Below are 14,019 nucleotides of genomic sequence, written 5' to 3' on the forward strand. Positions count from 1 at the left end.
GAGGAAACATGCCGCGCGACTGGATGACCGACGAACATGAAATGCTGGCCGAGATGACGGCCCGTTTCATCGAGACGGAATGGGCGCCTCAGTTCGACCGCTGGCGCAAGCAAGGCATGATGGACCGCGAAACCTGGCAACAGGCCGGCGCGCTGGGGCTGCTCTGCCCCTCCATTCCCGAAGCCTATGGCGGCGCGGGCGGCGATTTCGGCCACGAGGCCGTCATCCTGATCGAAGCATCGCGGGCCAACCTTGCCAGCTGGGGCCAGGGGATCCATTCCGGGATCGTGGCGCATTACATCCTTGCTTATGGCACCGAAGACCAGAAAGCCCGCTGGTTGCCAAAGATGGTCACCGGAGAACTGGTCGGTGCGCTGGCAATGACCGAACCCTCGACCGGATCAGACGTTCAGGCGATCAAAACGCGCGCCCTGCGGGACGGCAACGCCTATCGGCTGAGCGGTCAAAAAACCTTCATCACCAATGGACAGCATGCCAATCTGATCGTCGTGGCCGCCAAGACCGACCCCTCCGAAGGCTCGAAGGGCGTGTCGCTGGTGGTCGTCGAAACCGACGGCGCCGAGGGCTTTGCCCGTGGACGCAACCTGGAAAAGATCGGCTGCCACGCCGCGGACACGTCCGAGCTTTTCTTCGACAATGTCATAATCCCGCCAGAAAACATCCTCGGGCAACAGGAAGGTCAGGGCTTTTACCAGCTGATGAACCAGTTGCCGCAGGAACGGCTGATCATCGCCTGCGGGGCCGTAGGCGCAATGGAAGGCGCGGTGGCGCGCACCGTCGAGTATTGCAAGACCCGCGAAGCTTTTGGCGGTCCGCTCACCCAATTCCAGAACACCCGGTTCAAACTGGCCGAATGCCAGACCAGAACGACAGTGGCACGTGCCTTCCTAGACGCCTGCATCGCCGAACACATTGCTGGTGACCTGAGCGTGGAAAAGGCCGCTATGGCGAAATACTGGCTGACAGACACCCAAGGGGACGTGCTGGACGACTGCCTGCAACTGCATGGCGGATACGGCTTCATGCAGGAATATGCGGTGGCCGAGATGTGGACCGACGCCCGCGTCCAAAGGATCTATGGCGGCACAAACGAGATCATGAAGGAACTGATTGCGCGCAGCTTGTGACGGCACGTCTGAGGTGAGGAGGGAATTTGAGTATTTGCACCAAGAAGAAACAGGAAGGTCGCACATCGGACCCGCACGTCCGGGCAGCAGTCGACCTTCCCGCCTTGCCCGCGCCTTTGGCTAGGTGCGGGGCTTCTCCTTGGGCGGTCATCGGCTCTCCAGCCTGTACCGCAAACCAAATTTAGGCGCGTTTACCTTAACGCGGGGTTACCCAAGGCAGAGCATCCTGCTTCTTCTTGGTGAAAATACCTCCACGGGGGTGCGGGGGTGTGAAACCCCCGCGGCGAAACAGAAGACATCCAGCGCAACGGGAGGCCCAGCGCGATGACCATGAAACTCTACTGCTTCGGCGAGTCCGGACATTCCTACAAGGCAGCGCTTGCGCTTGAACTGGCGGGGCTGGACTGGGAGGCAGTGCAGGTCGACTTTTTCAACGGCGAAACCCGGGGGGATCCTTACCGGTCTGACGTGAATGAAATGGGCGAGTGCCCGGTACTTGTTGATGGCGATATTCGCCTTAGCCAGTCGGGTGTGATCCAGCAATATCTCAGCGAGACCTACGGCCATTTCGGCGGCCGCACCAAGGAGGAAGAACGCGAGGTCATGCGCTGGGTCCTGTGGGACAATCACAAGCTCAGTTCTTTTGCGGGGATCACCCGGTTCCTGATGAACTTCCTGCCCGAGGACAAGCGCCCGGCCGAGACAATCGGCTTTATGCAGGATCGCCTGAAAGGCGCTTATGCCATCCTCGACAAGCACCTGGCCAACCGCGACTGGATCGTGGGCGCTGCCCCCACCAACGCGGACCTGACTTGCTGCGGCTACCTGTTTTACCCCGAGCCCTTCGGCTTTGACCGCGGCGACTGGCCCGCGATCGACCGTTGGCTTGCCAATATCGAGGGCCTTTCCGGTTGGAAAGCCCCCTATGACCTGATGCCCGGATCCCCAGCGGACCGGGCCTGACGAGAAGGACAGAAGATGACCGAAGCCTATATCTACGACGCGGTGCGCACGCCGCGCGGCAAGGGCCGCAAGGACGGTGCCTTGCACGAGGTGACCTCGCTGCGTCTGTCGGCGCAGGTGCTGAACGCCGTGAAGGAACGCAACAATCTCGACGGCCACGCGGTCGAGGACGTGATCTGGGGCAATGTCACCCAGGTGGGCGAACAGGGCGGCTGTCTTGCGCGGTCTGCCGTGCTTGCCTCGGACCTCGACGAGCGCATTCCCGGCCTTGCCGTAAACCGTTTCTGCGCCTCGGGGCTGGAGGCCGTGAACCTGGCCGCAAACCAGGTGAAGGGTGGCGCAGGTGACGCCTATATTGCCGGAGGTGTGGAGATGATGGGCCGCGTTGCCATGGGCAGCGACGGGGCGGCCATTGCCGTCGATCCCAGCCTTGCCATGGAAAGCTATTTCGTTCCGCAGGGCATCAGCGCCGATATCATCGCGACCGAATACGGGTTCAGCCGAGACGATGCCGATGCGCTGGCCGTGGAAAGCCAGAAACGGGCTGCCGCTGCGTGGGAAGACAAGCGGTTCGAAAAATCCATCGTCACCGTGCGCGACGTGAACGGCCTGCCGATCCTCGACCACGACGAATACATGCGCCCGGGCACTGACATGCAGGCGCTTGGCAGTCTCAAGCCTTCGTTCAAGGACATGGGCGAGGTCATGCCGGGCTTTGATACCGTGGCCTTGATGAAATATCCGCATCTGGAGCGGATCAACCATATTCACCACGCCGGGAATTCCTCGGGCATCGTTGACGGATCTGCCGCGCTTTTGATCGGCAACAAGGAATTCGGCGCGAAATATGGCCTGAAGCCCCGCGCCCGCATTCGGGCCACCGCCAAGATCGGCACCGACCCGACCATCATGCTGACCGGCCCGGTCCCAGCGACAGAAAAGATCCTGAAGGACAGCGGCATGTCGATTTCTGACATCGACCTGTTCGAAGTGAACGAGGCCTTTGCCTCGGTCGTGCTGCGCTTCATGCAGGCCTTTGACGTCGAAGACAGCAAGGTGAACGTGAACGGCGGCTCTATCGCCATGGGGCACCCGCTGGGCGCGACAGGCGCGATCATTCTGGGCACGCTGCTGGACGAGCTGGAGCGCACCGGCAAGGGCACCGGTCTTGCCACGCTGTGCATCGCGTCGGGCATGGGCGCCGCCACCATCATCGAGCGGATCTGAGCGGCGCGATGACGATGTCGCCGGATATCGCGCGCAAGGTGGCCTCTGGTTTTCTGGAGGCCACGGGCCAAGCGTTGTTGTCCGGCGATTTCGACCTGTTCCGGGATTGTTTCCGTCTGCCCCAGTCCATTGTGACGGTGGGCGGCACGCGACTGCTGGAAACCGAGACGGACTTGCGGCAGACCTTTGAAGAGGTACGCAGGCATTATGCCCGGATCGGCATGGAGCGGCTGGATCGCTGGATCGAGGTGGCGCTGTTCGACGGGCCCGATGTCATCCGCAGCTGTCATGTGACGCATATGCTGTCCCAAGATGGCAGGTTGTTGAACTCGCCCGTTCTGACACTGTCCCGGATCGTGCGCGCCGGCGACCGCTGGTGGATCGCTGGCACCCAGTATTCGGTGCCCGCCGACGGCCCTCACGGTCAGGCGTTGCTCAGCGCAAACCGGGACCGCGATCAGGCGGCACAGGGCGGTGGCGCGGCAGAGGCGATCTTTCAGCATCACCTTGACCGGGTGACACGCGCCTATGTCGAAGACAGGTTCGACCTGTTGAGCGAGGCAGTGCAATATCCGCTGTTCGTACAGGCCAGCGCGGGCACCATGGTGATCGCCGATCAAAAGGCGCTGGAGGAGGATTTCAACCGCCTGACGACGCAACTGCGCATCCATGCGGTAACCGACATCGTGCGGCGGGTTCAATCCGCCGAGATCATCGGAGACCGCAGGATTCACGGGGCCTATCGCACCCATATCCTCAGCGGCGAACGTCTGGTCATCCCCGCTTACAAAAGCGCGATGACCGTCGAACAAGGCGATGATCTGAACTGGCGCATGACCTCGGTTACGCATCCCATCGGGCATCCGACACTGCAGTCGCAGCCGGCCCCTAAACCGGGTTTCGGACAGGGGGGATATGCATGACCGGAGCAAGGGAGGGACACCGCTGATGCCAAGGATCAACACGGGAACAAGCTTGTTACGGCAACGTGCCATCGCCGTTCGGCCTCGGCTGGCACAGGAGTTGGCCACATGACCAGCCCCCGGTTCACCGACAGCGACTTTGCCGCTTTCATCGCCGATATCTCGGCCCCCTTCCTGTCCGGCGACGTCACCCGATGGCAAGCCCGCATGCGGCTGCCTTTCAGCATGGTAACGGCCGCCGGTCCGGTCACGCTGCGCACAGACGAAGACGTGCTGCGCAACTTCAATCTGTACCTCGACGCCGTGAAGGCCATGGGGCTGAACTTTGTCCACCGCGAACCCCTGACAATCGAGCATTGCGCCGACGGTACGGTGCTTGCCTCTTACCGGACCCACCTGATGCGAAACGGCAGCCGGGTGGCGGATCCCTATACCTCGACTGCGCTTTTGCACCCCGATCCCGAGGGTTGGCGCATGTCGGCCATCCTCAACGCCCGCGGCCACCACGCATGGACCGGGCGGCACCCGAATGACACTGGAGAATGACTATGACTGATTTCACGATGGATACCGGCGCTGATGGCGTCGCGGTCATCACCTGGGACGTGCCCGGCAAGTCCATGAACGTGATGACGCTCGAAGCCTGGGACGTGCTGGACGGTCTGATCGATCAGGCGCTGGCCGATGACGCGGTCAAGGGCGTGGTCATCACTTCGGGCAAGGACAGTTTTGCCGGTGGCATGGATCTGAACGTGATCGCCAAGATGAAGGAAATGGCGGGCGATGACCCGGCCAAGGGCCTGTTCGACGGGATCATGAATGCGCACCGCATCATGCGCAAGATCGAACGCGCCGGCATGGACCCCAAGACCAACAAGGGCGGCAAGCCGATTGCCACGGCGCTGACCGGCACCGCTCTGGGCATCGGTCTGGAAATCCCGCTGTCGACGCATCGCATTTTCTGCGCCGACAACCCCAAGGCCAAGATCGGCCTGCCCGAGATCATGGTCGGCATCTTCCCCGGGGCGGGCGGCACCACGCGGCTTGTGCGCAAGATGGGCGCGATGGCGGCCTCTCCGCTGCTGCTGGAAGGCAAGCTGAACGACCCGAAGAAAGCCAAGGCCGCGGGCGTGATCGACGAGGTGGTCGAAGATCCGCTGGCCGCGGCCAAGGAATGGGTGCTGAATGCCAAGGATGCCGACATCCTGAAACCATGGGACGCCAAGGGTTATAAAATGCCCGGCGGCGCGCCCTATCACCCCGCCGGTTTCATGACCTTCGTCGGTGCATCCGCGATGGTGAACGGCAAGACCAAAGGCGTCTATCCGGCCGCCAAGGCGCTGCTCTCTGCCGTCTACGAAGGCGCGCTGGTGCCCTTTGACACCGCGCTCAAGATCGAGGCGCGCTGGTTCACCAACGTTCTGATGAACCCGTCTTCTGGCAATATGATCCGCTCGCTGTTCATCAACAAGGAAGCGCTGGAAAAAGGCGCGGTGCGTCCGGCGGATGTGCCCGACCAGCGTGTCAAGAAGGTCGGCGTTCTGGGGGCGGGCATGATGGGCGCAGGCATCGCGCTGGTCAGCGCGCAGGCGGGCATCGAGGTTGTTCTGCTGGACCGTGATCAGGCCGCCGCCGACCGGGGCAAGGCCTATAGCGCCGACTACACGGCCAAGGGTGTCAGCCGCAAGAAGATTACCCAGGACAAGGCCGACGAGATGCTGGCGCGGATCTCCGCGACCACCTCTTACGACGATCTCAAGGGCTGTGACCTGATCGTCGAGGCGGTGTTTGAGGACCCCAAGATCAAGGCCGAAGTGACCAAGGCTGTGGACGCGGTAACCGGCGAGGACTGTATCTTTGCCACCAATACCTCGACCCTGCCGATCACCGAACTGGCCAAGGCGTCAAAGAACGCGGAACAGTTCATCGGCATCCACTTCTTTTCGCCGGTCGAAAAGATGATGCTGGTCGAGATCATCAAGGGCCGCGACACTGGTGACCGCGCCGTGGCCAAGGCGCTGGATTTCGTGCGCCAGATCCGCAAGACGCCGATCGTCGTGAACGATGCGCGTTTCTTCTACGCCAACCGCTGCATCATCCCTTACATCAACGAAGGCATACGCATGGTCAAAGAGGGCGTCGCGCCCGCCCTGATCGAAAATGCCGCCAAGATGGTCGGAATGCCCTTGGGTCCGCTGCAACTGGTCGATGAAACCTCGATCGACCTTGGCGCCAAGATCGCGCGGGCGACCAAGGCCGGGATGGGCGACGCCTACCCCGACGGCGAGGTCGACGAGGTGATTTTCTGGATGGAGGAACAGGGGCGTCTGGGCCGCAAGGCAAAGGCGGGCTTTTACGACTACGACGAAAAGGGCAAGCGCACCGGCCTGTCCGAAGTCGTCAAGTCGCAATACCCGCAGGTCGAGGACCAGCCTTCATTGACCGAAGTTCAGCACCGCCTGCTGTTCGTTCAGTGCCTCGAAGCCGTGCGCGCGCTGGAGGAAGGCGTGCTGATGGACATCCGCGAAGGCGATGTGGGCGCGATCCTTGGCTGGGGCTTTGCCCCGTGGTCGGGTGGCCCGCTGAGCTGGCTGGACATGATCGGCGCGCCCTATGCCGCCGAACGCTGCGACCAGCTGACCGAGGCTCATGGTGCGCGTTTTGCCTGCCCGGATCTGCTGCGGGACATGGCGGACAAGAACCAAAGCTTCTACGGTCGGTTCGGAACACAGGCCGCCACAGCGGCCTGACCCCGCACTGCATCAATCGCCCCACAAGGCGTTCAACGACAGGGCCGGTCCACATGGACCGGCCCTGTTTTTTTACGTCAGGCGGCACCAAACCCCGAGGGTCCTGCCCCGGCAGGACCCGAGACATCCTGTGCGCGCGTCAGCGCGCGCCGCTTGGCAATGGGATCAATCCAGATGCAGGGCCGCGAACCGGTCCATGCGATCTATCTGCGGCGCCATGGTGCACCAGCGGTCTTCGACGGCCACCCAGTGGGCTGACCGTTCCGTGGCATGGATCACGAAACGCCCGGGGCTGCTGTCGATCATTTGCGGCGTGAGCAGGTTCAGGAAAAGCGCAAGCGCTTCGGCAGTCAGGCACATGGGAGGACTCCTTCGCAGATGTGCGTTTGGTCTCCTCCCGGTCACATCCAAGCTTGCCACAAGCCCGACCTTGCTGTCGCCCCGGCGCCCAACGTGCCGCGGTGAGTCGTGCGACCTGCCGAAAAATGCGGCGCTCCGATCAGGATCGCCGAAAATCTAGACGAACCTAGGGGCGCCCGTCGCTGGCTACGACCGTCAATCCGGGCTTGCCCGCTCCTGTCGATCGCGCCTTGCCTGTGCAACGGCAAGTGCAACCGTCATCAAGAGAAAGACGCTGGCCCCAATAACGACAACGGTCAGGAAATCCTCCGCCCTTGCCGAAAGTGCCGGGGCTGCCTCGCTGCCTGCCACCCCGGCCAACCACACGGCAGCCGTGGTCACGGTCCAACCCGCCGCCACCATGCCTGCCGCCGCTGCCAGAACAGGAAGAAGAAATGGCAAGGTGACCTGACAAAAGACCCACCAGCGCGGCGCGCCATGGCCCAGCGCCATCTCTTCAAGCGCAACCGGCCGCTGGCGCAGTCGTGCAGCGATGACCGCTACGGGTACAGCTGCCACCAGTACTGCCTGCGCCGTCACAAGCGCGAGGTCGCTCGCCCCCCAAGCGATCAAGCCATAATAGGCGATCAGCGCTGCCGCCATCACAAGACCGGGCATCAGCATCGGCGCATGCACCACCGCTCCCGCCGCATGGCGCCTGCGCCGACGGTCGATCACATGCGCAGCGGCCCATCCCGCGCCAAAGGCAACAGGCATGCCGATAGCCGCCCCAAACCCCTTGTCCGCCGCATGATTGGCCGTTTCAACCTGCCCCATGTCCAGCGCAAGCAGCGCCAGCGGTGGCAGGATCATGAGCAACAGGCAAAGACCGGAGAAGATGTATAGCAATTGTTTCGATGTCATTCCGCGGCGAGACCCAATTCGTCACGGTCCCAATCGGCCTTGGGCAGCACCAAAGCAGCGTTTGCGGCAAAGCCGAGGCTGACCTTTCCACCCGGTTTCGGTGGGCCCGTCTTGTCCATTGCGCACCGCACCAGCAACCTTTGGCCTTTGGTCTCAAACGCAAGGATGCGTCCCGCGCCGCTGTCTTCCACCTGCTGCAACTCAGCCGATACCGCGTTGTCACGCGTGTTCACCTGCATTGCGTCCGGGCGGACAAACAAGAAGGCGGCGGCACCGGTGTCCAGTTGGGCCGGGTTTCGGGCACGGAACCTGCCGATCCCAGTCTCGATCATCGCCAGCCCCGCATCAGCGGACAGAACGCGCCCCGCCAAACGGTTTGTCGGTCCCAAGAACCCGGCCACAAAGGCGGTCTTTGGACGATCCAGCAAGACATCGCCACGGTCGATCTGTTCAATCCGCCCATAGCGCATTACCGCCACGCGGTCGGACAGATCCAGCGCCTCCCGGGGATCGCAACCGGCGTGGATCGCCGTGATTGCGAACCGTTGCTGAAGCGCTCGCAGGCTTGCGCCAAAGTTAGTGCGTTCGTCAGGGGAAAGCTCTGCAAGCGGATCGTCCAGCAGCAAAACCATTGGCCCGACCGCAAGCGCCCGAACAAGTGCGGCCTGCAATTTCTGAGCCTTGGTCAAGGCGGCCGGCAGTTGATCTGCGACTTCATCAAGGCCAAGGGACGTCATCAGATCCTGAATGCGGGCTGTACGATCCGCCTCTGCCCAGCGACGTTGCGCTGGTCCGAAGGACAGGTTTTCCCGTACCGTCCTGCGCGGAAAAAACGCCGGGTCACCGGGCACCAGAACCGCGTCACGCCGGTTCGGACCCAAACCGGACTGATCTTCATGCCCGATAAAGACGCGCCCCCGCGTCGGCTTCAGGAAGCCCGCGATTCCGCGCAGCAGTTCAGAGCTTCCGCAACCCGCCGGCCCGACAATTGACAGGAATTCTCCGGCTTCGACGTTGAATTCGCAAGGGGACACGACTTGCCGCCCCTTCGGTTCCTCGATTGCAACCCCTTCCAGGCGCACACTTATACCGTGCAAAATGACCCCCTCCTGCAATCCTGACGCATCGAATAGCGCGAAATTGTGACAAGCAGATGCAACCTGCCCGTTCAAATTCAGGGAGCCGACCCGCGGGACGTCTTTCGTCGCGCGCCGCCAACCGGATCGAAACGCCGGAATGCTGCCCGCCTACGCTGCCCCAAAGCGACCGAGAGCACGTGAGTCCCAATGCCTTGATCGGCCGGGGCATCGCCACCTAGGGCCAAAATTCAGGCAGGATCGGTTCAATTTTCGGTTTTCCGCAATGTCGCGAGGGAACGTTGCGCGACCAGGACGACCTTCCGAAAAATACATTCCGATCAATTCGTTGTCCGCTTCTCCACCAAAAACTGCCCGACGTGGAACTTTTGGCTGCACATCCGCTCCCCGCGCGGCAACAGAACGGAACCCTTTGTTAATGTCGCCTCCGTATTCCTGCCGACTGTCAGATGTGCCGTGTCAAGGCGCACACAGTGCCATGAAGGATGCATAACCGCGATGTCAGACATCAGTTTCCATGCCCTTGGCCCGGCCCGGGCCCGCTCCGGCGAAGACCCGCTTGTCGCCTTTTTGCTGAACGCCCGGCGCACGCCGGTCACGATTTCGGCGCGGGATGTCTCGCGGTTGGACTCACATCGGCTGCAACTTCTCCTGGTGGCAGAGAAACAATGGGCCGTGGACGGGCATTCCTTCGACATCTCCGACATGTCGCCAAGCTTTCGTGAGGGGCTCGAAAGGCTCGGTCTCTCTCCCGAACATTTCGACAAGGAACCGATGCAATGACGACCAAAGTTCTGGCGATCGACGACTCGCGAACGATCCGCAACCTTCTGCGCGTTTCTCTTGAGGGGGCGGGGTTCGAATTTCACTCTGCCTGCGACGGACAGGAAGGGGTCGAGATTTTCCCCGATGTTGATCCGGACGTGGTCATCACCGACATCAACATGCCCCGGATGGATGGTTTCGGCGTGATCGACACGCTGCGCGGCGGCCCGAACCGTACCAATGTTCCGATCCTCGTCCTGACCACCGAAAGCTCGGACGAGTTGAAGTCGCGGGCCCGCAACGCCGGTGCGACGGGCTGGATCGTAAAGCCGTTCGATGATGCCTCGCTGGTGTCGGTTTTGCGGCGTTTGACGGGGCATGTTGGCTGAGATGTCAGGAAATTCGATCAGAGATACTTTCTTCGAGGAATGTGAAGAACTGCTCGAAGCGCTTGTCGAAGGCCTTTCCCAGATGGAGGAAGCGCCCGAAGACATGGAAGTGGTGAACGCCGTCTTCCGGTCCGTGCACTCGATCAAGGGCGGCGCCGGGGCCTTTGCGCTCGACCGGCTGGTCTCCTTTGCTCACAGTTTCGAAACCGTGATGGACAAGGTACGCGATCGTGACCTGGCCGTGGATGAAAAGCTGATGGCCCTGTTCCACCGGGCAGGCGATCACCTTTCCGACCTCGTGGCTGCAGCCCGGGATGACAGCCATCTCGACGACGAAGGCGAAAACGGCCTTGTCGCGGAGTTGGAAAGCTATCTGGGCGACGAAACCGCCGCAGAAGAGTTCAGTTTCGAAGCGATCACGCTTGACATGGACGGCCCGGAAATCGACCTGCCGGAAACCGGCTCCGCCAACATGCAACGCTTGTTCGACATTTCGTTCAAACCGACGCGCGCGCTGTACGAAAACGGCCACGAACCGCTGCTAATCTTCGATGCGCTGGCTGAACTGGGCGAATTGAGCGTCAAGGCTGACCTGTCCCGTGTCCCGGATTTCGATGCCTTCGACCCATCCGACGCGGTTCTGTCATGGCATCTGACGCTGAACACCGGAGAGCCGGAAACCACGCTTCACGAAGTTTTCGAATTCGTCGAGGGTTTGTGCGAGCTAGAGATTTCGGTCGAGGAAACATCGCCCCCGGTGATCGACCTGCCCGACGCGAGTGCGGCGGAGATCGCCATGCCCGACCTTCCCGAGATTGTCGCGCCGGTGGACTTGTCTGCGCCAGTGGCCCCCGCGGAGTCCGATCCGGGAAAAAAGCCTGAAGCCGGTCCCTCGAAATCGCCTTCCACCGGCGCAAGCAAGGAATCACGCGGTCCCAAGCCGACCCTGCGCGTCGATCTGGACCGGGTGGACCGGCTGATCAATACCGTGGGTGAACTGATCATCAACCAGGCGATGATTTCGCAAAGGATCGAAGAGCTTGACCTGCCGACGGTCGCCCATCTGACCAACGAGCTGGAAGCCTACAAGCTATTGGCGCGCGACATTCAGGAAGGCGTGATGGCGATCCGCGCCCAGCCCGTAAAACCGCTGTTCCAGCGGATGTCCCGCATCGTGCGCGAAGCATCGGATGCCACCGGCAAAAAAGCCAAGATGGTCACGGTCGGTGATTCGACCGAAGTCGACAAGACCGTGATCGAACGCCTTGCCGATCCGCTGACCCATATGGTTCGCAACGCCGTAGACCATGGGCTGGAACAACCATCAGTGCGCGAAGACGTGGGCAAGGATGCCGTCGGCACGATCCGGCTGTCTGCCGCACATCGTTCCGGCAGCGTGTTCATCGAAATTTCGGACGACGGGGCCGGGTTGAACCGCGAACGCATCCTGGCAAAGGCCATCGAAAAAGGGTTGGTGCCGGCGGACGTGGAACTGTCCGATCCCGAGATCGACAACCTCCTGTTTCTGCCCGGGTTTTCGACCGCCGGACAGGTATCGGCGCTATCAGGTCGTGGTGTCGGCATGGATGTGGTCAAGAACGCCGTCCACGCCCTGGGCGGTCGCGTGTCCATCACATCCACACCTGGCAAGGGCACGACCTTTGCCATAGTCCTGCCACTGACCCTGGCGGTGATGGACGGCTTTGTGATCTCCGTCGCCGATCAGACCATGGTTATCCCGATTTCGTCGATCCTGGAAACGATCCGCCCAAACGCCCGCGACATCCACGTGGTCGGCACCGACAGCGAAGTTGTCAGCGTGCGCGGATCCTACGTGCCGATCGTCGATGTGGCGGAAAGTCTGGGTCTGGGCAAATCAGGCGACTCCAACGGCGCGGGCATCCTTCTGTTGGTCAGCACCGAAATGCAGGGACTGACCGCTTTGCGCGTGACATCGATTCACGACCAGCGGCAGGTGGTCATCAAGAGCCTGGAGAGCAATTATGCCGCGATCCCCGGCGTATCGGCAGCCACCATTTTGGGCGATGGCAAAATCGCCCTGATCCTCGACCCCGAAGAACTGATCAAACTCGCCCATGCCTCGGGCAACGACCTATTTGCACAGCACAGCAGAATGGAGCTTCGTCATGGCTGAGCCCGCAGAAGCACACGCGGACACGCAGTTCGAATTCATCACCTTCTCCGCCGGTGGGCAAAGCTATTGCCTTGAGATCACGCAGATCCGTGAAATCCGCCGATGGACGCCCGTCACCGCCCTGCCCCACACGCCCGCAGACGTGCTGGGCGTCATGAACCTGCGCGGGGCAGTGATCCCGATTTTCGACCTGTCCGCCCGCTTTGGTCTGGGCGCGACCCCTGCCAACGAACGCAACGTGGTGATCGTTGCCGCCGTCGACGGGGCCACCATCGGACTGTTGGTCGAATCCGTGTCCGAGATCCTGTCGGTGGAAAAAAGCGCCATTCAGGAAACCCCTGACATCAAGTCCGAAGCCACGCGAAACAGTATTCTTGGCATGATCTCTGTCGATGAAACCATGGTGCGCGTCGTCAATCTTGGCGCAGTTGTCGACAGCGGCAAGGGGCTGCCTGCATGAACTCGCTTTCGCCGGGCAGCTATAAACGCGACATCCCTTTCAGCGATGCGGACTTTCGCGCCATCGCAAAGCTCGCGCAGGACCGTTTTGGCCTAAGCCTCGCCGAGAGCAAGAAGCCGCTGGTCTATTCCCGCCTGTCCCGGCGTCTGAAACTCCGCCAGGTCCAGAACTTCTCTGACTATCTTTCCCTGCTGGACCGGGCCGAGGAAGAAGAAGAACGCCTTGAACTGATCTCTGCCCTGACGACCAATGTCACCAGTTTCTTCCGCGAAAAACACCATTTCGATACGCTGGAACAGGCGCTGGACGACGGGTTGAGCGACAGGATCAAGTCCGGCGGCCGAACCAGAATTTGGTCGGCCGGATGTTCCTCCGGGCAAGAGCCTTATTCCATTGCCATGACGGTGCTGGGCAAGGTGCCCGATGCTGCGCGCAAGGACATGCGGATCCTTGCGACAGATATCGATCCGAAAATCGTGCAAAAGGCGCGGCACGGCGTCTATTCCGCGGAAGAGGCCTCTGGCATCCCGGCCCCGCTCCGCGCAAAATGGCTGTCAGCTGCGGACGCTGACGGCAGGACATACGGTGTCTTGGAGGGGCTGAAATCGTTGATTACCTTCAACGAACTCAACCTCATGAACGAATGGCCCTTTCGCGGCCCCTTCGACGCCATTTTTTGCCGAAACGTGGCCATCTACTTTGACCCGGACACGCAGAAACGGTTGTGGCAGCGGTTCAGCGCCATGTTGAGCCCCGGGGGCCTGCTGTTCATCGGCCATTCCGAACGGGTCTCGGGCCCGGCCATGCAAGGGCTGACCGGCGTCGGAATCACAAGTTATCGCAAGGCGCGCAATGACGCGCAGCCCTCGCTGCAATAGG

General features: G+C 61.6%; 14 protein-coding genes. 11 read left to right on the forward strand and 3 right to left on the reverse strand.

Annotation, left to right across the window (positions count from 1 at the left end; translation table 11 throughout):
- Positions 1-8 precede the first annotated feature (8 nt).
- The 6 genes from KJP30_RS20010 to KJP30_RS20035 all read left to right on the forward strand — a co-directional run bounded on the left by KJP30_RS20010 (position 9) and on the right by KJP30_RS20035 (position 7,011).
- Positions 9-1,148 (forward strand): acyl-CoA dehydrogenase family protein, encoded by a 1,140-nt coding sequence (locus tag KJP30_RS20010; protein WP_224874604.1) that lies wholly within the window; start codon positions 9-11, stop codon positions 1,146-1,148.
- A gap of 324 nt (positions 1,149-1,472) precedes the next feature.
- Positions 1,473-2,111: a glutathione S-transferase family protein gene (locus KJP30_RS20015; RefSeq protein ID WP_218451142.1), complete on the forward strand. Its 639-nt coding sequence runs from the start codon at positions 1,473-1,475 to the stop codon at positions 2,109-2,111.
- 15 nt (positions 2,112-2,126) lie between these two features.
- A complete protein-coding gene (locus KJP30_RS20020) occupies positions 2,127-3,338 on the forward strand; it encodes an acetyl-CoA C-acetyltransferase (protein WP_218451143.1) in 1,212 nt (403 codons plus the stop codon).
- A gap of 8 nt (positions 3,339-3,346) precedes the next feature.
- The gene (locus tag KJP30_RS20025) at positions 3,347-4,261 is read left to right on the forward strand and encodes a hypothetical protein (RefSeq protein ID WP_218451144.1); all 915 of its coding nucleotides are present in this window, start codon (positions 3,347-3,349) and stop codon (positions 4,259-4,261) included.
- A gap of 108 nt (positions 4,262-4,369) precedes the next feature.
- Positions 4,370-4,807 carry a DUF6841 family protein gene (locus tag KJP30_RS20030; protein WP_218451145.1) on the forward strand — a complete coding sequence of 146 codons (438 nt, stop codon included), beginning with the start codon at positions 4,370-4,372 and terminating at the stop codon, positions 4,805-4,807.
- A gap of 2 nt (positions 4,808-4,809) precedes the next feature.
- Complete coding sequence (locus KJP30_RS20035) at positions 4,810-7,011, forward strand: 3-hydroxyacyl-CoA dehydrogenase NAD-binding domain-containing protein (RefSeq protein ID WP_218451146.1); 2,202 nt, start codon at positions 4,810-4,812, stop codon at positions 7,009-7,011.
- 165 nt (positions 7,012-7,176) lie between these two features.
- Here KJP30_RS20035 and KJP30_RS20040 read toward each other — a convergent pair whose 3' ends face one another.
- The 3 genes from KJP30_RS20040 to KJP30_RS20050 all read right to left on the reverse strand — a co-directional run bounded on the left by KJP30_RS20040 (position 7,177) and on the right by KJP30_RS20050 (position 9,308).
- Positions 7,177-7,371 (reverse strand): hypothetical protein, encoded by a 195-nt coding sequence (locus tag KJP30_RS20040; RefSeq protein ID WP_218451147.1) that lies wholly within the window; start codon positions 7,369-7,371, stop codon positions 7,177-7,179.
- Positions 7,372-7,566: 195 nt separating this feature from the next.
- Entirely contained in the window at positions 7,567-8,223 is a 657-nt protein-coding gene (locus KJP30_RS20045) for an ABC transporter permease subunit (RefSeq protein WP_218451148.1), read from the reverse strand.
- Between the two features lie 47 nt (positions 8,224-8,270).
- Positions 8,271-9,308: an ABC transporter ATP-binding protein gene (locus KJP30_RS20050; RefSeq protein ID WP_218451149.1), complete on the reverse strand. Its 1,038-nt coding sequence runs from the start codon at positions 9,306-9,308 to the stop codon at positions 8,271-8,273.
- Between the two features lie 561 nt (positions 9,309-9,869).
- Between KJP30_RS20050 and KJP30_RS20055 the strand changes: the two genes are divergently transcribed.
- The 5 genes from KJP30_RS20055 to KJP30_RS20075 are packed head-to-tail and all read left to right on the forward strand — an operon-like array spanning position 9,870 to position 14,018.
- Positions 9,870-10,154: an STAS domain-containing protein gene (locus KJP30_RS20055; RefSeq protein ID WP_218451150.1), complete on the forward strand. Its 285-nt coding sequence runs from the start codon at positions 9,870-9,872 to the stop codon at positions 10,152-10,154.
- The gene (locus KJP30_RS20060; RefSeq protein ID WP_218451151.1) at positions 10,151-10,525 is read left to right on the forward strand and encodes a response regulator; all 375 of its coding nucleotides are present in this window, start codon (positions 10,151-10,153) and stop codon (positions 10,523-10,525) included. Before KJP30_RS20055 ends, KJP30_RS20060 begins: the two co-directional genes overlap by 4 nt.
- A 1-nt stretch (position 10,526) precedes the next feature.
- Positions 10,527-12,680 carry a chemotaxis protein CheA gene (locus KJP30_RS20065; RefSeq protein ID WP_218451226.1) on the forward strand — a complete coding sequence of 718 codons (2,154 nt, stop codon included), beginning with the start codon at positions 10,527-10,529 and terminating at the stop codon, positions 12,678-12,680.
- Positions 12,673-13,140, forward strand: a complete 468-nt coding sequence (locus KJP30_RS20070) for a chemotaxis protein CheW (RefSeq protein WP_218451152.1) — start codon at positions 12,673-12,675, stop codon at positions 13,138-13,140. The genes KJP30_RS20065 and KJP30_RS20070 overlap by 8 nt, the downstream gene beginning before the upstream one ends.
- A complete protein-coding gene (locus KJP30_RS20075) occupies positions 13,137-14,018 on the forward strand; it encodes a protein-glutamate O-methyltransferase (RefSeq protein WP_218451153.1) in 882 nt (293 codons plus the stop codon). Before KJP30_RS20070 ends, KJP30_RS20075 begins: the two co-directional genes overlap by 4 nt.
- The last annotated feature ends 1 nt before the right edge of the window (position 14,019 follow it).

It is taken from the genome of Antarctobacter sediminis (assembly GCF_019218285.1).
GTDB classification, from domain to species: domain Bacteria; phylum Pseudomonadota; class Alphaproteobacteria; order Rhodobacterales; family Rhodobacteraceae; genus Antarctobacter; species Antarctobacter sediminis.